Source organism: Roseburia sp. 1XD42-69 (genome assembly GCF_003612565.1).
Classification (GTDB): Bacteria; Bacillota; Clostridia; order Lachnospirales; family Lachnospiraceae; genus Roseburia_B.
This window is the reverse complement of sequence record NZ_RAZG01000009.1, coordinates 13,874-31,539: the sequence shown is the minus strand read 5'-3', so window position 1 is coordinate 31,539 and position 17,666 is coordinate 13,874. Positions and strand designations below refer to the sequence as shown.

Below are 17,666 nucleotides of genomic sequence, written 5' to 3'. Positions count from 1 at the left end.
CTATTCCAAAAGAAAAGGAGTGCATCCCCTTTGATGCGCTCCTTATTTAATAACCTTAAACTCCTCACAGATTGCATTTTTTTTCTGATCATAGGTATATGCTTTTAACTGGGGGTTCTCTCTTTCCATAAGGGAAATGATGAAATAAATCAGATTGGTATCACATGCCAGGCGCTTGTCTTCCCGGGATGGCCATGGTTTCCCACAGGGATGGGAATGGAAATTTCCCAAAAGCTCATGCCCATCCCTTCGCATATCCTTTGCCGCTTGAAATTGTTCCCTGGGAATCATAGAAAAGTGGTTCCGGCTCTTTTCAACGTTTGATAGAAAATAAACTTTTTCTACATAGCAGTTCCCCTCTTCTTTTTTCCCCCCTAAAAGTCCGCATGCTTCTATAGGAAGCTGAGACTTACAGTAATCCAAAATAGCACAGTATTCCTTATACCTTATATAGATCATACTTTTTGTCCTGCTGGATTTTTTCCGCAAACCGGGCAGGAATCGTCCCTTTTGGGAAATTTTGCTGTATGAAACTCCATCTTTAAGGCGTTAAAGCTTAACAGTTTCCCGGTGAGCAATTCTCCGGCCCCCGTAAAATATTTTATAGCCTCCATAGCCTGCAGACTTCCTATGACTCCGCACATTGCCCCAATAATTCCAACCTCTTTGCAGGTTACAACAGACTCTTTTGGAGGCGGGTTTTTAAAAATGCAGCGGTAACAGGGGCCCTTCCCCGGCACATAGGTCATGGTCTGTCCCCCGAACCCTAAAATTCCTCCATGGGAAAATGGCTTTTCCCCTAAAACACAGGCATCATTAATCAAAAATTTAGAAGGGAAGTTGTCTGTGGCATCTATGACAAAGTCATATGCAAGAATAAGCTCACATATATTTTCCTCTGTGACAGGCATAGAATATGTCCTGACAGTTACCTCCGGGTTAATGGCATGGATTTTTTCTTTTGCCGACTCCGTTTTTTCCCTGCCAATATCACCTGTACCGTGGATAATCTGTCTCTGGAGATTGGAAATATCCACAGTGTCCCCATCTGCAATTCCAATGGTTCCCACCCCTGCTGCGGAAAGATACAGCGCTGCGGAACTTCCCAGCCCTCCGGCCCCGATAAGCAGAACTTTGCCCCTGAGAAGTTTTTCCTGACCTTCCTCTCCCACCTCTTTTAATGCGATATGTCTGGCATACCGCATCCTCTGCTCTTCTGTCATTGTCCCCCTCCTTCACTCTAATGTTTTATTATAGCTTTCCCCCTTCCATCTTTCAAGAACTTCCTGCAATTTTGCCGCTAATTTTTCATAACCGCACACACCATAAGGCAGCAGCGCCACGCAGTAGGGCAGGGTATATTGTCCTTTTGCCTCCCAAAAAAATTGGAAAAGGAAACCTCCTATAAATATTACAGGAAGAAAAAGTTCGCCGGAGGAAATTTTTTTATGACAGAATATTACATATAAAAGTATACCAAAATACAAAAAGCTCTGAAACAAATCACAGTATAAAATATAGATTTGGGATAAACGTCCTCCCCCTTTTACCAGCCTGTCCGAAACCCAGGCCATCTTTCCTGCGGACTCCCGCTGCTGCTGTATCCAAAGACTTTCATAGGTTGGTTCGCTCCACTGGGATAAAGTTTTTTTCAGAAAAAATTCTGCTCCATAGAAGGGATTTTTCCGAATCTTCTCCAACTGTTCCCGGATAATCTTTCCGGCTGCCTTTTTCGATTCCTGCACGTCAAAATCCATATTCATAAAAACAAGTTCATGGAAACCGTTCCACCACCCCGGCCCGCTTTCCCCTTCTGAAAGCCCCATCATCACAAATAACTCCCCCGGCATCCCTCCTTTTGAATGAATGCCTGTCAATTTTTCCGTAAAGACTGTAATGGAATAATTACACAAAACCATAGAACATAACAGCCCACAGACAAATGCAATATGGGCCTTTTTCCCACAAAGTACAAAATCATAGAGTAAAACAAAAACTATTCCCAGAAAAAAAATCAGGTAATTTGTTTTAAACAGGCGGGCCAGCAAAATCAATGACACAGCAGATAAAATATGCCGCACATTTCCCTTTTCCAAATAAGTGATGCAATTTTCCACCGCCCCCAGCGCAAAAAACAGCCCAATTAATGTGCCGTAGACAAAGGTAACATAAAAAAGCAGAGGGAAAAACAGAAAAGACAGTACCAAAAACAGATTCCCGGAACATTTGGCACTCAGACGCCTGTAAAATTTTGAAAGCACCTCATAAATACCCAAAACCGCCAGGCAATTCAGCCCCTGGAAAACAAAGACGTATTTTTCTCCAAAAATTGAATATAACAAGGTGCTAAAATATGCCAGAAAAATCTGGTGGGGCTGATTATAAAGATATCCTCCCGGCAGAAAATCCTGATAATTCTTCCCGGCAATATTTTTGCACCTGTCCATAATAATAAACTGGTCCGCCTTTGGGTAAAGACGTGTCATCCATACCCATAACAGCATAAAGGCCAGAAAAATTCCATACAATGTCCCCTTTCGCATTTTAAAACCACCTGCACTGCAAAATGTAAAAGCAGCGCAGATGCCTGCCAGAAACAGCAAGTGTATTACAGGAAAATCCCTGTGATAACTGACGACTTCCGATATGCTTATCTTACTTGTCTCAAAAACAGAAAAGAGAAACTGCATTGCAGTGATGCATCCGAATAGTCCAACCACGATTTTCCCTGTACATTTAAAAATTCTTTTCATATTTACCATACCTATTCCCTCATTTTAATCCACTAAAAGCGTTCTTTTTCCACCTAATGTCTTATTCTATTATAGTAAGATTGAAAAGAGGAGGTTACTTATGGTTGACTTTGGAAACAGATTAAAAACACTTAGAATTTCAAATTCCCTTACCCAGAAAGACCTGGCAAGCCGGTTAAATATTACAAAATCGGTAATCAGTGCTTATGAAACAGGAGCACGTCTCCCTTCCTATGACGTACTGATTGGCCTTTCAAATATTTTTCACGTAACCACAGATTATCTGCTGGGTGTAGAAAAGAAAACAGAATTGGACCTTTCCGGTTTGAGTTTCGAGGAAAAAGAAGCCCTCTACCAACTGGTACAGGCCATGAAACACCGCTCCCATCCTTTCACTAACGATAACGGGTAAAGAGTCTATCCCTGTGTCACCCTGGTGACAAGATACACGAGACTTTGAAAGAATGGCAGCCTGCTTGTCACCACAAAAATTTTAATACAAAGCCTGTTGATAAAAGGAAGCTCCTTCGATTTAAAAATTCCCACATAGGGGTTTTTATAATATTTCGGAAAATAGTGTTTCAGTTCCCTCAGTGCAAATTCACACAAATAATATACTTCTTTCTTCTTGGCTTTCCCACAGTATAAGAACAGAAACCCTGCGAAAAAACTTAACACATCAAACTCTAATTCCCGGACATTTTTTATTTCTTCCTCCAAAAGACGGCTTAATGCGCTGTCAAATTCTTTCATGGGAAATCTGCTGCTTTCTACCCTGCTTTTTGCCATAGTGCTGTTCTTTTGCCTGCAGTAATTATATCCAATATAGGAAATGCTTCTCACCTGATTGGCCTTAAATTTTGCATAGATGACAAAAGGCACGTCCTCATAAATTTTTCCTTCTGCGAAAATAATCTGGTTTTCTGTTAAAAAACTCCGGCGGAACAGCCTGCCCCAAACTACAAATATCCCCGGCCTGCCGTAACCGCTCTCCCGGGCAAAAGGAGAAACGTCACATTCGCTTAAAACCCGTCCGGCTTCATCTATTAAGCGGTATCCGCAGGATACCATGTCTGAAGCATTTCTTTCGGCGCACAACAAAAGTTCCTGTAAATAATCCGAATCCACATAGTCGTCACTGTCGATAAACGCTATATACTCTCCCTGGGCCATAGCCATAGCCTCATTCCTTGCATACCCCTGCCCTGCATTTTTCTGATATATGTATTTTATATCAAGACTGGAATCCGACATATAATTCAAAATAATTTCTTCCGTTCCATCCGTACTCCCATCGTTGACTACAATAACCTCAAAATCTTTAAAGCACTGGGCTTCCAATGACTTTAAACACCTGCCGATATAAGGCTGCACGTTATAGGCCGGCATAATAACAGAGATTTTTTTCACGCATATCTCCTCCATCTTCATTATTCAATCTCTGTACATTATAAAAATATTCTCCTTTTTGTCAACTATTAGTGTACTATTTTGTTGTTTTATCAACTTTAAGTGTTTTTATAGCATATTCACATAATTTTTTGTATAAAAAAACAGCCAGGCTCTGAATTTTTCAGAATCTGACTGTATTTACCCACAAATGACACGCTGCCGAAAGGAATATCATCTATTAAGAAATTTAGTATTCGTTGTACTAACGTTTGATATCGTAATTCATATTCATAAGGTTTCGGATGCTGCCCACATCATCTGTTATATTTGCATCCCCCCGGATCGTGTGCTTAATAGCGCTGCTGGCAACTGCAAAATTAACCATATCCATTGGTTTATAGCCGTGCATCATAGCATAGATTAGCCCGCTGGCAAAGGCGTCCCCGCCTCCTACCCTGTCTAAAATATTAAAGGTAAAAAGTTTGCTCTCAAAGGTATGGTTTTCATACCAGAGGTAAGCTTTCAGACTGTTTTCGCTGCCGCTGTGGGCATAGCGCACATGGCGGGCAATACATTTGAGATTTGGGTATCGGCTCACAAATTCCTGAAACACCTCATCCTGCTGCTCATAGCTTGGCTGCAGAGGAATATGATCCTTTACATCCCCCATGCCGTGATTATTTTCATCCCTCCAGATATGGTAAGGCTCAATGCCTAAAAGCACGTCCACATAGGGAAGACATTCCGTACAGAAATCCCTGGCCTCCTCCCAGCTCCACAACAGACTTCTAAAATTACCGTCAAAGCTCACGGTAATCCCCTTTTCCTTCGCCGTCTTTAAACAATCCATCGTAAGCTTCCTGCAGTTTTTGGACAGTGCCGGGGTAATTCCGCTTAAATGCAGCCAGGTGAATCCCTCCAGGAGCTGATTCAAATCCACATTGCTGTAATCATACTCTGCAAATGCGCTGTTCTTTCTGTCATAAATCACTTTGCTGGGCCGTATTCCGTATCCTGTTTCCAAGTAGTAACTCCCAAGACGGTGGGTTGGCGTCTCCTCCCTGGTACTTAAAATCATAGGGGTGCAATGCACGTCATTGCTTCTTAACATGCGCACCGCACTTTTTCCCAGGCTGTTATTGGGCACCACGCTGAAAAATGTGCTGTCCACCCCCAGATTGGCAAGAGCCAGGGCTATATTGGCCTCGCTTCCCCCATAACTTGCCTCAAAGGTGGATGCCATTCTGATTTTCTCATAACTTGGCGGCGTGAGGCGCAGCATAATCTCACCGATGGTTATAAATCTGTGGTCTGCTGCTGCCCCTTTCGTAATAGGATTGCAATGTTCCATATTTAAAATTCCTCCCTCTACATTTCTATATAGTATCTTCTCCACTTTATTGTATTTCTTTCCCCCGGATATTTCAACAGAAACCTGGCTTCACATTTCGTTACGCCAGTTTTTGCCTAATTCTTTTCAATAATTTCCATAAGCTCATACGCTCTCGCCTTCGTCAGCTCTGCACCCTTTAAATTTCTAAGCATGGGCTCCATACTTCCCCCTTCAAATTCTGCTCCGGCTTTAATCACTTCCTGCTCCTTCTTTTCAATCCATTCCCTCTCTTCTTTTATGAGATTTGCCATGGCATCCTCATCCATGGTTCGCTTCAGGGTATTCCATATGGAATTTAAGGCGTAATCCCAGATTTCATATAGCTGCATGGAAGTTTCATTTAGCTGAGACTGGTCTAAAGGTTCCTTGTTAATGGAATTTTCCAGTTCAGATGCCCTCTCCTTTGTGGATGCAAGCATCTGATTTAAATTATCCAATATAGGAAAGCTTATAAATCCCTGCTGTTCATTTTCATTATTTAAAGCATAAAAAGTAAGGGCCGCATCCTCTGTATCAGCAAGGTCATAATGCCCAATCCAGCTTCTAAACTCTTCCGGAAGTTCCGAAAGGGGCGCTCCTGGGAGGTAAATTAAAATATTTTTCGCCCCCGAAAGACCATAAGGGTCCGTATACCTGTAAAGCATTTCATCTCTTATCTCCTCCGTCCCTGTTTCCTGCTCATACTCTATCTCCGCTATCTCCATAGAATATGTATATTCATTCACTTTCACCGGCTTCGTAAACTTCCCGGAAAAATCACAAAGATAGGCGGTTCCCACAGGATAGCCATCCCCTATAGCCCCCATATCACTGTCAAAATACTCCCCGGAAAAACTTCCGTCCCCACGGATTACCAGCATAGTTCTCCAGCCTCCTGCACCGCTGGAAAACTCAAATTCAAGATTTTTTATATGGGAAAAAGAGAATTCCTCCTGTTCTTCCGGTTTTACAGCTTCCTCTGACGGCTCCATTTCCTTTGAAAATTTTTTCTCTTCTGAAACCTCAGTTTCAACATTTCCCACCTCCCTCTTGCCTGTATCTGAAGAATTGCCGCAACCTAGAAAACAGCCTGCCAAAATGCCTGCCAGCATCAATATTAATAGATCCTTTTTCAATTCTTTTTTCCTCCAATGTAAAAAATTTCACGGTAAACTTAAGTTCTAAAAGAATCAGTTTTGAAAATATTATTCTACGGAATATGTCATACAAAGATTAATAAGATAATGATTTAGAAATTGCCCATAAAAAACTTTCAGGCAGCGCTGATTTTATTTCTAAGAAATTATGCCAGTTTCTGGATTTTTTCAGACTGCTCCGCCACTACTCTCTTTAACAAATCCACATCCGAAAAAGTGCTGTCCATTTTGTCAGCATATTCTTTGTAACGTGTATATGTATCAGTGTAACAAGATTCAATCGTATTAAGCCTCGGCAGTATCATATTTTCTTGGCAGAGTTTAACCAAATGAAGCTCACCCTTTATAGTTATGATTTCTCCTTTCATATTTAGAATGTCACACTTCATGTTCTGGATATCTCCCTTCATGTTCTGGATATCTCCCTTCATGTTCTGGATATCTCCCTTCATGTTCTGGATATCTCCCTTCATGTTCTGGATATCTCCCTTCATGTTCTGGATATCTCCCTTCATGTTCTGGATGTCACCTTTCATATCTTGAATATCATCTTTGATGCCCACAAGTTTTTCATCCATCATCTCCGACATTGCCAACAGCCATTCATTATTGGTCATATTGCCATACCTCCTTCCTCACTGATTCTTTTAGCAAAAATACTATATCACACAATAAACAAATTGTCACTACCCGTTTTTCACTTTTTCCGGCTTCTCTCATAATAGAGAATATACTGCTGTATAATTCCGGCATACTCCCCGAAATCTTCAAAAATATTTTCTCCCTCACATTCTGTCTGTATTGCCTTTGCAATCCACACATCCACAGGAACTCTTGCAGTTCTGCCGTATCCGAAAAGGCACACGCAGTTTGCCACCTTTTTTCCCACCCCATGCACCTTTTGCAGCGCATCAAAAAGTTCCTCGTCTCTGTACGCAGCTATTACTTCCAAATCCAAAAAGCCGTTGGAAACTTTTTCTGCGGCATCTATCACATAAGGCGTGCGGTAACCCAGGCCACAGGCTCTTAATTCCTCTGAAGTGGCACGTTTAAGTTCCTGGGGCGTGGGAAACAAATGAAGGCACTCATACCGAGTTTCTATTTTCTTTCCGTACCGTATAGACAATGACTCCACGGCCTTGGAAATAGCAGGTATATTTTTCCTCTGAGAAATAATAAAAGTAATTAGCATTTCCCAGGTATTCTGACGCAGCACACGGATTCCTGTTCCCTCCTGTATGGCCCTGTCCACAAAAGAATTTAAGGTCCCTGCTTTTTTCCGTATGGCCCTGTAATTTCTGGTCAAATCAAAATAGTCTGTCCATACCTGCTCCCATGCATCTTTACTACAGGAAACATGATACTTCCCATCCTCTCTTCTGCCAATGTAAACTATCTCATCTCCCGTTATAAAACGGCAGACACCATCCTCAAATTTCTTAACCCGGAAACATTGGCCGCTGTCCGCTATTTTTCCCAAATCAAAATCATCTTCTATATGTACTATAAAATTTTCAATCTCCTCTTTTGCAGTAAACACTTTTCTCTTACTCCTCTCCAGATTTTCTCATTCTAAGTAAAATACGTTTTTCCATACGGGATACCTGTACCTGGCTGATTCCAAGTTTCTCTGCTATCTGCACCTGAGTCATCTCCTTAAAATACCGAAGCTCAATTAGCTCCTTTTCTTCCTCACTTAACCCTGCAAGAAGCTGTTCTAAGAGCAAATGATTCACCAGTTTTTCCGTACCCTCCGCCCCGGAATTACACACCTGGTCCACAAGGTAGAGCTCGCTGTCCCCATCCTTATATACTGGCTGGTAAATGGATGCCACTTCCCCGTTTGCCTCCATTGCCTCCACAATCTCCTCCACTGTAAACCCTGTCTCTGCAGAAATCTCTTCCAGGGTAGCCTCCCTCCCCAGCTTCTGGCACAGGGAATCGGATGCCTTCTTTATTTTCCACCCATTTTCTTTTAAAGACCGGGAAACCTTCATCATACTGTTATCCCTTAAAAAACGCCGCATTTCCCCCATAATCATGGGTACGGCATAAGTGGAAAACTTCACCTCGTAGGAAGTTTCAAAATTATCCACCGCCTTGATAAGTCCAATGGTTCCAATCTGAAACAATTCCTCCTTATCGTGCCCCCGGTGTTCAAACCGCTTTACTATGCTCCACACCAGCCCAAGATTATCTGAAATCAGCTTTTCCCTGGCAGCTTTATCCCCTGCGTGTGCCTGATTCATTAGAGCTGTCACATCCATCTATTCTTCCAGTTTCCTCTCTCCAAACCTTTTTTTCATAGTTACTTTTGTCCCTTTCAAAGGCTCCGATTCCACTGACACTTCGTCCATAAATGCCTCCATAAATGCAAACCCCATACCGGAGCGCTCCAATTCCGGCTTCGTGGTAAAAAAAGGCTCCATTGATTTTTCAATATCCGCAATCCCCACGCCCTCATCTATAACCACCACCTCCGAATCCTTATCGTGATATGTACAGGTAACCACCACCGTGCCCTCCTTCTCTCCATATCCGTGAATAATGGAGTTGGTCACAGCCTCCGACACTGCGGTTTTCACATCTTCAATCTCGTCTACCGTAGGATTTAACTGTGCAAAAAAGGCGGAAACAGCCACTCGGGCAAAACTTTCATTCACCGATACGGCATCAAATTCCAATCTCATCCTATTCTCCATCAACTCTTCCTCCCGCCCTTTCCTGCTCTGTACCAATCGGAATCAGTTTTGATAGTCCTGAAACCATAAAAATTTTCTTAACCCTGTCATTTAGATGAACAGCCTGTACACTTCCGCCGCTGTACCCAAAATTCCTGCACCGTCCAATCAACACACCGATCCCTGAACTGTCCATAAACTCTGTCTGAGAAAAATCAAACACCAAAACTCTTACATGGGAAATCTCAATCATCCTGTCGATATCCTCCCGCAGCTCCTTGGCACAGTGATGATCAATTTCCTTTGGCATTTCCACAATCAATTGTCCATTTTTACACTGATAACTCTGTCTCATTCTATCATCTCCCTTTCTGCCATTATCTCTTTCTGAAAAAAAGACATAAAATACCAAAGTATTTTATGTCTTTTGTTAAAATATTTTTTAATTAAAAAGCCTGAGTTTTACCTGTTTTCGCCTGGATTTTCCGGTGTCTGCCCGTTATCCTGACCCTCCTGATTCTCCCCGTTCTCTCCTGCATCTCCGCCATCCTGTGGCTTTACTAAATTTGGATTTGAGTTTATAAAACTCTGAGCTACCCTGGCCCGCTCCGTCCCCGGGTGAGTATTCACCACAATCTGGTAATACGCAAAAGCCTTTTCCAATTCTTCCGTCCTGCGGTAGGACTGTGCCAGATAATAAACTGCATTTCCATTTTGGTAATCTTCTTCAATCTCCACCACTTTGCTCAGCTTGTCTATGGCCTCCTGCCAGCTTCCCTTGGTGTATGCGCTATAGCCCTCCTGATACATAGTGGCCAGATATTTCTCGTTCACTTTTCCGCTGATATCACTGTAAATACCCTTGGCGGCACCGCTTAAATCCTCTTCCTTCACTTTTGCCAGACTGTCCCCGGCCCCATCGATATCTTCGCTGCTGAAGGCAGAATATGCCCCTAAAAGATTCTCATAGGAAGAAAGTTTCGCCTCCGCTTCCTTGGAATCCCCCTTTATCGTTTCCAGCTCCTTCGTTAGATCTTCCACCTTATTTTCCAGGGATGCAATAGACTGTTCCTTGGTAGAAATCGTATCATTGGCAGCCTTTAACGCCTCGTTAGCATCGCTTTTTGCCTTCTGGTTAATATTCGGCAGCATAAGAAATACCATAATAGCCACCCCTAAGGCAATTCCGATAATAATATTAATGATAGTTTGTCCCGCTGTGTTATCTTTAAAATTAGCCGGCATGATAATGGTGTCATTGCCGCTTTGATAAGAAATTAAGTCATCATTCTTTTTCTTCTTAGGATTCTGTTCTTTTAATTGTTTCTCCACTTCCCGCATATACCTAAGGGTAATGGTATTATTTTTGTCTATTTTGGCGGCATTCGCAAGGCTTTTTTTTGCCTGGTCATATTTTCCTTCCTGGATATACAAGAGAGCCAAAAGCTGATGGCCCTTTACCATCTTCGGATTTAAGGAAAGCACTTTTTTAAGCTGTATGGCCGCTAAATCCCGACTGTCCTGCTTACAGTACTGCAGGGCTTGATTATACTTTTTAATTGTCTGATTGATGGTGTCAAGCATAGAGGCATTGCTCTGTACCTCGCTTAAATAATGCCCTGCCTCATTATTCCCAGACCGGCAGTTTTTGCTGATCACCCACTCGCTTAAAGCAGACACCGTCTCTCCCATCTCGAAATACACAAGGCCGAGAAGATTTCTTGCATCTATATTTAATTTATTTAATTCAAGACTTTTTTTAAGGCTGTTTACGGCTCCGGATAAATCCCTCACACTGGCCCGCTCCAAGCCCTCATTATAAAAAGTGTTAGATGTCTTTATAATTTTTTTGTATATTTTTACGTCCACGCCGCACTTCTCACAAAAATCTTTTCCCGTAAGAAGTGCTCCACAGTTAAAACATTCCATCTATATCTCCTTTGCCTGCTAATGGCTGCTGCTATTTCTTTCCTTCATCATTTCCACCAATATATCTGTCATATCTGTAAGGCCATGGTTATATATAGACTCCTCTGCCTCCTCCACCTCAAGGCTTGGCTGAAATTTTTTCAATTCTTCTTCAAAATTAAGCATACGATTCCTCCTGGATAAAAAACAGTAAATGATTTTCCATGTAAAAACACCACTATATCTTTCATGTATTCCAATATCAATAACATTATAATATAGTGGTGCTAATATGCAAGTAAAAAAATATGAAATTTTTATTATTTTATCGCAAAAATATTATTTATGCGCCCTGATTCTGTCTCTTATTCCATTTTCCGTGGCAACATGACAGATTTTACAGGCCAAAGTATCCGTTTTGTCACAAAACTTCCTATTTCATGGAATCAAGCTGGGCTAAAACCTGCTGCATCATCTGTTCATATTTTGCCAGTTTTTCCTTTTCCTCAAGAACCTTTGACTCCGGCGCTTTGCTTAAAAATTTCTCATTGTTTAACATGCCTTTGGAACGTGCAAGTTCTTTTGTCAGGCGCTCCTTCTCTTTCGTCAGGCGCTCCCGCTCCTTTTCCATATCCACCAAATCCTCTAAGGGGATGTAAACGGCTGCGTCGGGGATAACGATGGAAACCGCATCCTCCCCAATCCCTTCCTTGTCTTTTTGGACCGTTACTTCACTGGCTCCCATCAGATTTGCATACATATCCTTTAAACCATCAAAAACTGTCCTGACCTCCGGCTTTTCAGAGACAAGATACACCGCTGCCTTTCTGGAGGGGGGCACATCCATTTCCGAACGACGGTTTCTCACAGCTTTCACCAGCTCTTTGCACCGCTCCACTTCCATTTCTTCCTGTTCAAAATTATATTCTTCTTTAAATTCCGGCCAGGAAGTAAGCATAATCGTCTCCTCCTGGGGATGCAATGTACAGTATATCTCCTCTGTGATAAAGGGCATAAAGGGGTGGAGCATTTGAAGGGCTTTTGTCAAAACTTCTTTTAATGTCCATAGGGCTGTATCCGCACTTTTCTGGTTTTCCTCCCTGTGATAGGTGCGGCGCTTTGTCATCTCAATATACCAGTCGCAGAACTCGTCCCAGATAAAATCATATACCTTCTGAACTGCAATCCCAAGTTCATACTTATCCATATTTTCCGTCATCTCTTTGGCCAGGCGGTTTACTTTTGACAAAATCCATTTATCCTCCGCAAGGAAATCCTCTTTCCCCGGCTGTTTAAGGGCCACATCTTTCATATTCATCATAATAAAGCGGGATGCATTCCAGATTTTGTTGGCAAAATTCCGGGAAGCCTCCACCCGCTCCCAGTAAAACCGCATATCATTTCCCGGCGCATTTCCGGTCACCAGGGTAAGCCGCAGGGCATCCGCCCCGTACTTGTCAATGACTTCTAAGGGATCAATGCCGTTTCCTAAGGATTTGCTCATTTTCCTTCCCAGGGAATCCCTTACCAGCCCGTGGAATAATACAGTATGGAAAGGCGCTTTTCCCATCTGTTCATAGCCGGAGAAAATCATGCGGATTACCCAGAAGAAAATAATGTCATACCCGGTCACCAGAACATCCGTGGGATAAAAATAGTCCAAATCCTCTGTCTTTTCGGGCCATCCCAATGTGGAAAAAGGCCAAAGTGCAGAGGAAAACCAGGTATCTAAGGTGTCTTCATCCTGCTTTAAATGGTTTTTTCCGCATTTCGGGCATTTTTCCGGCTTTGTTTTGCTCACCGTCATCTCCCCGCAGTCCTCACAGTAATAGGCGGGAATCCTGTGCCCCCACCAGAGCTGCCGGGAAATACACCAATCCCTGATATTGTCTGTCCAGTTAAAATATATTTTTTCCATGCGCTTTGGAAGAAGCTTAATCTCCCCGTTTTTTACTCCCTCCACTGCAGGCTGAATCAGCTCGTCCATTTTTACAAACCACTGCTGCTTTACCATGGGCTCCACGGTAGTTCCGCAGCGGTCGTGGGTTCCTACGTTATGGGCATGGGGTTTTACTTTTACCAAAAGTCCCATTTCCTTTAACTCTTCCACCAGGGCCTTTCTGCAATCGTACCGGTCCATCCCTGCAAATTTCCCCGCATTTTTATTCATCACTCCGTCATCACCGATGACTACCACTTCCTCTAAGTTGTGGCGTTTTCCCACCTCAAAGTCGTTAGGGTCGTGGGCGGGGGTGATTTTTACGCAGCCCGTTCCAAATTCCTTATCCACGTAGGAATCCGCAATTACAGGAATCTCCCTATCCACAAAGGGCAGACGGAGGGTTTTCCCGATAATATCCTGATATCGCTCATCCTCCGGGTTTACCGCCACGGCTGTATCGCCGAACATGGTTTCCGGCCTGGTGGTGGCAATTTCCACAAAACGCCCCTCTTCCCCCTCTACCGGATAGTTAATGTGCCAGAAGAACCCGTCCTGCTCCTCATGCTCCACTTCCGCATCGGAGATAGATGTCTGGCACACCGGACACCAGTTGACAATACGGGAACCTTTATAGATATATCCCTTTTCATACAGCTTTACAAAAACTTCCAGAACGGCGTCGGAACAGCCCTCGTCCATGGTAAACCGCTCCCGCTCCCAGTCTGCGGAAGAGCCCATTTTCTTTAACTGGTTGATAATGCGCCCGCCGTACTCTTTTTTCCAGTCCCAGCATTTGTCAAGAAAACCTTCCCTTCCCAAATCCTCTTTGTTAATCCCCTGCTGTTTCAGGGAATCGATAACTTTTACCTCCGTGGCGATAGCCGCATGGTCTGTCCCCGGCTGCCACAGGGCATTGTAGCCCTGCATTCGCTTAAAGCGGATTAAAATATCCTGCATAGTGTTGTCTAAGGCATGTCCCATGTGCAGCTGCCCTGTAATATTTGGGGGCGGCATCACAATAGTGAATGGTTTTTTGCTTTTGTCCGCCTTTGCACGGAAATAACCGTTTTTCTCCCATTTCTGGTAAAGGCGGTCTTCAATGCCCTTTGGATCATAGGTTTTTGCCAGTTCTTTGCTCATAATCTGTTCCTCTTTTCTTATATTTTTCCTCTGGGTGCCCATGTGCAATCGGGTAGGGGGGATTTCTTTTCCCCCTACTCGCCGCGCAGCCCGCATACCGCATCAGCAGTAAACTTCCCCATGCGGGCCTGCGCATAAAAAAGAACTGCGCTCCTGGAACATACATTCCAAGGGCGCAGTTATACGCGGTACCACCTTGATTATATCTCAAAAGAGATACATCTCTTTGATTTGTAACGGAATCACCCGTGTGGACTTACTTGCTGTCTTTAAGGAACTGTTCATAAACCTTTCCATTTATATTATGACCAGCATAAAAACAGGTTCTGCCCTCCAGTTTGGGAGCTACCTTCCCGAAGCCGTTTTCTAAACGGCCTTTCACCCGATGGGCCGTTCTCTCTAAAGAGCGTATTCCGGTACTCCTCTCCTTCATTACCTTTACAATATATCCTGTTTATTACTTATATTCTATATTCCCTCATCCTCGTCACGTTTCTGTGCAATGGCCGCTGCTGCGCCGGATACGGCTGCCACCACTGCGATCACTGCAACGATAACTACAAACAAAATGATAATCATCAAAAATATCAATAATCCGCTCTCTGTCATGAATTCCACTCCTTTGTCATTCAGTTATTCACCATTTACTGTTATATTATAACCTAATTTACCTGAAATGGAAAGAATTTTTTTCAAATTATGATAAGGCTGCTTTTTGGTCTTGCCCGTGGCGTTGCCCTCGTACATCTTTTTCACAAGCCCGTCCAGCTCCTTTCGCCGCTTCTGTCCTTATTGACTTTCTGCTTACATTCCTTGATGGTTTTCTCTTGCTTCTGGTCGGACGCTTCCCAGACACGCTCTGTAAACTCCTTTTCTTTTCCACTGACAACCGCCTCCCCGCACTGATATGGAATAAGGGAACATAAATTCTGGGACTGCAATACTGCCCACATATCCTGAGGCCACTCCGATATTCAGAAACGGTATCAAAAATAATACAACAAAAACCACCAGTATATTTTTCCTGTGAAACACTCTGGCCGCATTATGAAGAGCATATCTTACCGTCTGCACCAGGTCTGCTTTTTTTCCCTGCTAAGACTGATCCAGCAAAAATATAACCGCCCCGATGTCAACCATAGAATAGACAGATGTGCAGACAATCAGCAGAAGAAGCGCCAGAAGAGTCAGGGGATTCAGGAAAAAAGAAAAGATATTTTCTATCGTCAGATATTGATATCCCGTTACTTTCATAATCCCATTGAATGCCCACAGAAAAAGCGGTGTAAATATGGTCAGGGATAATACTTTATATAGAATTTCAAACTCTGCCATCGTCCGCCAGTTTACCCGAAGCAGATCCATTACTTTTTTTATTTTCCTCATAAGCTGCGCCTCCATTTCCTTTCCCTGCCCTTTACCTAGACTCATCGACTGCCGTATTGCGTTTGGATATATCCGTCAAAATTCCATTTTTTATTAGAAAATCTTTTCTCTGCTGCATTTTTAGCACATTCTGTTCATCTATAGCACCCTACCTAGTAGCCGTACCTCTTCCTATATTTTAAAAACATAAAAACAGACAATGCAAGCGCCATCAATTCCGCTACAGGAGTCGCCAGCCAGATTCCACTTACGCCTAAAATAATCGGAAGCACAATCATCGTGATCAGCATAAATACAAATGACCTTGAAAATGCTAAAATAGCCGAAACTACTCCATTGGATAATGCGGTAAACATCCCACTGGCAAAAATATTAAAACCAATAAAGAACAATGCTGCCGTGCATATCCTGTTTCCTGTTACTGCCAGATCATACACTGGATTATCCGGCCGGGCAAATACAGATACCAGCGGCCTTGTCAGCATAAAGGAAGCCGCAACCGTGACCACGGAAATCACTGCGATCACTTTCATGCTTAACGCAACCAGCTTTTTTAATTTTTCATGCGTTTGAATGTTCCCTTCATTCAAACTGCGCTCCCCATAATAAAAACTCACCATGGGCGCAACCCCGTAAGAATACCCTGTATATAAAGAGCTTGCAAACATCAGCACATACATGATGATGGTAACAGCAGCAACTCCATCTTCCCCGACATAATGAAGCATCGTCCCGTTGAACATCATTGTAATGATCCCGGTAACAAGCGCAGTTGCCATCTCCGAGCATCCGTTTGCAGCCGCGCTCGCAAGAACTTTGAATCGGAATACAGGCTTTTTAAAATGAAGCAGACTGTTTTTCCGGATGAAAACAAACAGGCCCACCACTGCTGTTACAGAATATCCAAGCCCAGTTGCAATCGCCGCACCGCTGATCCCCATATCAAATCCGGCAATAAACACATAATCAAGTACCATATTCAAAACACCGCCCATCACCGAACAGATCAGGGAAAGGTTCGCCTTTTCGCTGGCAATCATGTAAAGCGTAAAATTGTTCATCAGAAGAATCGGCACCGTGAACACCAGATAACGGCTTAAATATTCCACACAGTACCCTTCCACATCAGCGGAAAGGTTCATACCGGCAAAAATATGATCCATTGCCAGATACCCGACTACGCACATGACAATCCCCACAATGACATTTACCAAAATTAGGAATGTAAAATCTTCCTTTGCCTCATCCGTTTTCTGCTCACCCATCTTTTTCATAATGACCGCACTTCCTCCGGTGGCAAGCATGGTTGAGATTGCCGTGACAAGCTGGATAACAGGCGCCGTCAGATTGATTGCCGAGAGAGCGTTTGTCCCAATCAGGTTCGAAACAAACAGACCGTCTACCATTGTGTAAAAGGACATAAACACTGTCATCGCAATAGTAGGTACGGCAAATTTCAGGATATTTTTTAATGTTACAGGTTTTTCATATACATTTGAGTTTTCCATAAATTTTCCTCCATTCATCTTGTATTTGTTTCCTGTGTATGATATCATAAACCGTACAGTAACTGTTCAGTCAATGCAATATTTATCTTTTTATGAGAGTTGGACATTTCTATTCATGAAATACCGGTCCGCAGACAACTTAAAACACCTCCTGGAAGAAAAAATAAGATCCCTTAACATGCAGAACCCCGTCTGCAGGCAGTCAGGACAACTTTATGTACGCATCACCGGAATATGGACACCCTGCTTACCATGGACTTATCCAAAATCAGCATCGTTGAAAAAAAGGAACACTGTCTGGTTACTGTAGCGGCAGACCAGAATACCGCCTTCCCTATTGCGTAACATTCCATTCTGTTTTTTGGGCGAGGTCGGGGACGTGGGGGCAGAGCCGCCGCAAAACCTACCAACAGCCGCCGCAGTAGTG

At 43.1% G+C, this 17,666-nt stretch carries 19 protein-coding genes and 1 other annotated feature; of the genes, 1 reads left to right on the top strand and 18 read right to left on the bottom strand.

Annotation, left to right across the window (positions count from 1 at the left end; genetic code table 11):
- Positions 1-42: 42 nt before the first annotated feature.
- Genes D7Y06_RS06455 through D7Y06_RS06445 form a run of 3 tightly spaced genes read right to left on the bottom strand, consistent with a single transcriptional unit; the run spans position 43 to position 2,762 of the window.
- The gene (locus D7Y06_RS06455) at positions 43-459 is read right to left on the bottom strand and encodes a M67 family metallopeptidase (RefSeq protein ID WP_120407002.1); all 417 of its coding nucleotides are present in this window, start codon (positions 457-459) and stop codon (positions 43-45) included.
- Positions 456-1,223, bottom strand: a complete 768-nt coding sequence (locus tag D7Y06_RS06450) for a HesA/MoeB/ThiF family protein (RefSeq protein ID WP_120407001.1) — start codon at positions 1,221-1,223, stop codon at positions 456-458. Before D7Y06_RS06450 ends, D7Y06_RS06455 begins: the two co-directional genes overlap by 4 nt.
- Positions 1,224-1,235: 12 nt before the next feature.
- The gene (locus D7Y06_RS06445; RefSeq protein ID WP_120407000.1) at positions 1,236-2,762 is read right to left on the bottom strand and encodes a hypothetical protein; all 1,527 of its coding nucleotides are present in this window, start codon (positions 2,760-2,762) and stop codon (positions 1,236-1,238) included.
- Positions 2,763-2,853: 91 nt separating this feature from the next.
- On the opposite strand from D7Y06_RS06445, the gene D7Y06_RS06440 reads away from it, so the two are divergent.
- Positions 2,854-3,165 (top strand): helix-turn-helix domain-containing protein, encoded by a 312-nt coding sequence (locus tag D7Y06_RS06440; RefSeq protein WP_120406999.1) that lies wholly within the window; start codon positions 2,854-2,856, stop codon positions 3,163-3,165.
- A gap of 5 nt (positions 3,166-3,170) precedes the next feature.
- Here D7Y06_RS06440 and D7Y06_RS06435 read toward each other — a convergent pair whose 3' ends face one another.
- From D7Y06_RS06435 to D7Y06_RS06380, 15 genes are all read right to left on the bottom strand, one after another.
- Complete coding sequence (locus D7Y06_RS06435) at positions 3,171-4,163, bottom strand: glycosyltransferase family 2 protein (RefSeq protein ID WP_158591282.1); 993 nt, start codon at positions 4,161-4,163, stop codon at positions 3,171-3,173.
- A gap of 244 nt (positions 4,164-4,407) precedes the next feature.
- A complete protein-coding gene (locus tag D7Y06_RS06430; RefSeq protein ID WP_120406997.1) occupies positions 4,408-5,496 on the bottom strand; it encodes a sugar kinase in 1,089 nt (362 codons plus the stop codon).
- A gap of 116 nt (positions 5,497-5,612) precedes the next feature.
- Positions 5,613-6,653: a lysozyme inhibitor LprI family protein gene (locus D7Y06_RS06425; RefSeq protein ID WP_120406996.1), complete on the bottom strand. Its 1,041-nt coding sequence runs from the start codon at positions 6,651-6,653 to the stop codon at positions 5,613-5,615.
- A gap of 167 nt (positions 6,654-6,820) precedes the next feature.
- Positions 6,821-7,291: a hypothetical protein gene (locus D7Y06_RS25875; RefSeq protein WP_158591280.1), complete on the bottom strand. Its 471-nt coding sequence runs from the start codon at positions 7,289-7,291 to the stop codon at positions 6,821-6,823.
- A gap of 80 nt (positions 7,292-7,371) precedes the next feature.
- On the bottom strand, positions 7,372-8,214 hold the full coding sequence (locus tag D7Y06_RS06415) for a DNA-3-methyladenine glycosylase family protein (RefSeq protein WP_199714649.1): 843 nt from the start codon (positions 8,212-8,214) through the stop codon (positions 7,372-7,374).
- 7 nt (positions 8,215-8,221) lie between these two features.
- Positions 8,222-8,941, bottom strand: a complete 720-nt coding sequence (locus D7Y06_RS06410; RefSeq protein ID WP_120406994.1) for a SigB/SigF/SigG family RNA polymerase sigma factor — start codon at positions 8,939-8,941, stop codon at positions 8,222-8,224.
- On the bottom strand, positions 8,942-9,376 hold the full coding sequence (gene spoIIAB, locus D7Y06_RS06405) for an anti-sigma F factor (RefSeq protein WP_120406993.1): 435 nt from the start codon (positions 9,374-9,376) through the stop codon (positions 8,942-8,944).
- Positions 9,366-9,710 (bottom strand): STAS domain-containing protein, encoded by a 345-nt coding sequence (locus D7Y06_RS06400; protein WP_120406992.1) that lies wholly within the window; start codon positions 9,708-9,710, stop codon positions 9,366-9,368. Before D7Y06_RS06400 ends, spoIIAB begins: the two co-directional genes overlap by 11 nt.
- 107 nt (positions 9,711-9,817) lie before the next feature.
- A complete protein-coding gene (locus D7Y06_RS06395; RefSeq protein ID WP_120406991.1) occupies positions 9,818-11,284 on the bottom strand; it encodes a tetratricopeptide repeat protein in 1,467 nt (488 codons plus the stop codon).
- An 18-nt stretch (positions 11,285-11,302) separates the two neighbouring features.
- Complete coding sequence (locus tag D7Y06_RS26475; protein ID WP_199714648.1) at positions 11,303-11,449, bottom strand: hypothetical protein; 147 nt, start codon at positions 11,447-11,449, stop codon at positions 11,303-11,305.
- Positions 11,450-11,696: 247 nt separating this feature from the next.
- Positions 11,697-14,345 carry a valine--tRNA ligase gene (locus D7Y06_RS06390; RefSeq protein ID WP_120407074.1) on the bottom strand — a complete coding sequence of 883 codons (2,649 nt, stop codon included), beginning with the start codon at positions 14,343-14,345 and terminating at the stop codon, positions 11,697-11,699.
- Positions 14,346-14,511: 166 nt separating this feature from the next.
- Positions 14,512-14,787, bottom strand: a binding site (T-box leader).
- 26 nt (positions 14,788-14,813) lie between these two features.
- Complete coding sequence (locus D7Y06_RS26470; RefSeq protein ID WP_199714646.1) at positions 14,814-14,954, bottom strand: hypothetical protein; 141 nt, start codon at positions 14,952-14,954, stop codon at positions 14,814-14,816.
- 143 nt (positions 14,955-15,097) lie between these two features.
- The gene (locus D7Y06_RS26920) at positions 15,098-15,298 is read right to left on the bottom strand and encodes a hypothetical protein (protein ID WP_243119135.1); all 201 of its coding nucleotides are present in this window, start codon (positions 15,296-15,298) and stop codon (positions 15,098-15,100) included.
- 142 nt (positions 15,299-15,440) lie between these two features.
- Positions 15,441-15,731: a glycerophosphoryl diester phosphodiesterase membrane domain-containing protein gene (locus tag D7Y06_RS06385; RefSeq protein WP_158591278.1), complete on the bottom strand. Its 291-nt coding sequence runs from the start codon at positions 15,729-15,731 to the stop codon at positions 15,441-15,443.
- Positions 15,732-15,883: 152 nt separating this feature from the next.
- On the bottom strand, positions 15,884-17,239 hold the full coding sequence (locus D7Y06_RS06380) for an MATE family efflux transporter (protein WP_120407073.1): 1,356 nt from the start codon (positions 17,237-17,239) through the stop codon (positions 15,884-15,886).
- Between the last annotated feature and the right edge of the window lie 427 nt (positions 17,240-17,666).

Excerpts from the sequence above, each read along its gene's own strand:
- D7Y06_RS06455 (WP_120407002.1), bottom strand. The coding sequence starts at position 459 with ATGATCTATATAAGGTATAAGGAATACTGTGCTATTTTGGATTACTGT.
- D7Y06_RS06450 (WP_120407001.1), bottom strand. The coding sequence starts at position 1,223 with ATGACAGAAGAGCAGAGGATGCGGTATGCCAGACATATCGCATTAAAA.
- D7Y06_RS06445 (WP_120407000.1), bottom strand. The coding sequence starts at position 2,762 with ATGGTAAATATGAAAAGAATTTTTAAATGTACAGGGAAAATCGTGGTT.
- D7Y06_RS06440 (WP_120406999.1), top strand. The coding sequence starts at position 2,854 with ATGGTTGACTTTGGAAACAGATTAAAAACACTTAGAATTTCAAATTCC.
- D7Y06_RS06430 (WP_120406997.1), bottom strand. The coding sequence starts at position 5,496 with ATGGAACATTGCAATCCTATTACGAAAGGGGCAGCAGCAGACCACAGA.
- D7Y06_RS25875 (WP_158591280.1), bottom strand. The coding sequence starts at position 7,291 with ATGACCAATAATGAATGGCTGTTGGCAATGTCGGAGATGATGGATGAA.
- D7Y06_RS06410 (WP_120406994.1), bottom strand. The coding sequence starts at position 8,941 with ATGGATGTGACAGCTCTAATGAATCAGGCACACGCAGGGGATAAAGCT.
- spoIIAB (WP_120406993.1), bottom strand. The coding sequence starts at position 9,376 with ATGGAGAATAGGATGAGATTGGAATTTGATGCCGTATCGGTGAATGAA.
- D7Y06_RS06400 (WP_120406992.1), bottom strand. The coding sequence starts at position 9,710 with ATGAGACAGAGTTATCAGTGTAAAAATGGACAATTGATTGTGGAAATG.
- D7Y06_RS06395 (WP_120406991.1), bottom strand. The coding sequence starts at position 11,284 with ATGGAATGTTTTAACTGTGGAGCACTTCTTACGGGAAAAGATTTTTGT.
- D7Y06_RS26475 (WP_199714648.1), bottom strand. The coding sequence starts at position 11,449 with ATGCTTAATTTTGAAGAAGAATTGAAAAAATTTCAGCCAAGCCTTGAG.
- D7Y06_RS06390 (WP_120407074.1), bottom strand. The coding sequence starts at position 14,345 with ATGAGCAAAGAACTGGCAAAAACCTATGATCCAAAGGGCATTGAAGAC.
- D7Y06_RS26470 (WP_199714646.1), bottom strand. The coding sequence starts at position 14,954 with ATGACAGAGAGCGGATTATTGATATTTTTGATGATTATCATTTTGTTT.
- D7Y06_RS26920 (WP_243119135.1), bottom strand. The coding sequence starts at position 15,298 with ATGTGGGCAGTATTGCAGTCCCAGAATTTATGTTCCCTTATTCCATAT.
- D7Y06_RS06385 (WP_158591278.1), bottom strand. The coding sequence starts at position 15,731 with ATGAGGAAAATAAAAAAAGTAATGGATCTGCTTCGGGTAAACTGGCGG.
- D7Y06_RS06380 (WP_120407073.1), bottom strand. The coding sequence starts at position 17,239 with ATGGAAAACTCAAATGTATATGAAAAACCTGTAACATTAAAAAATATC.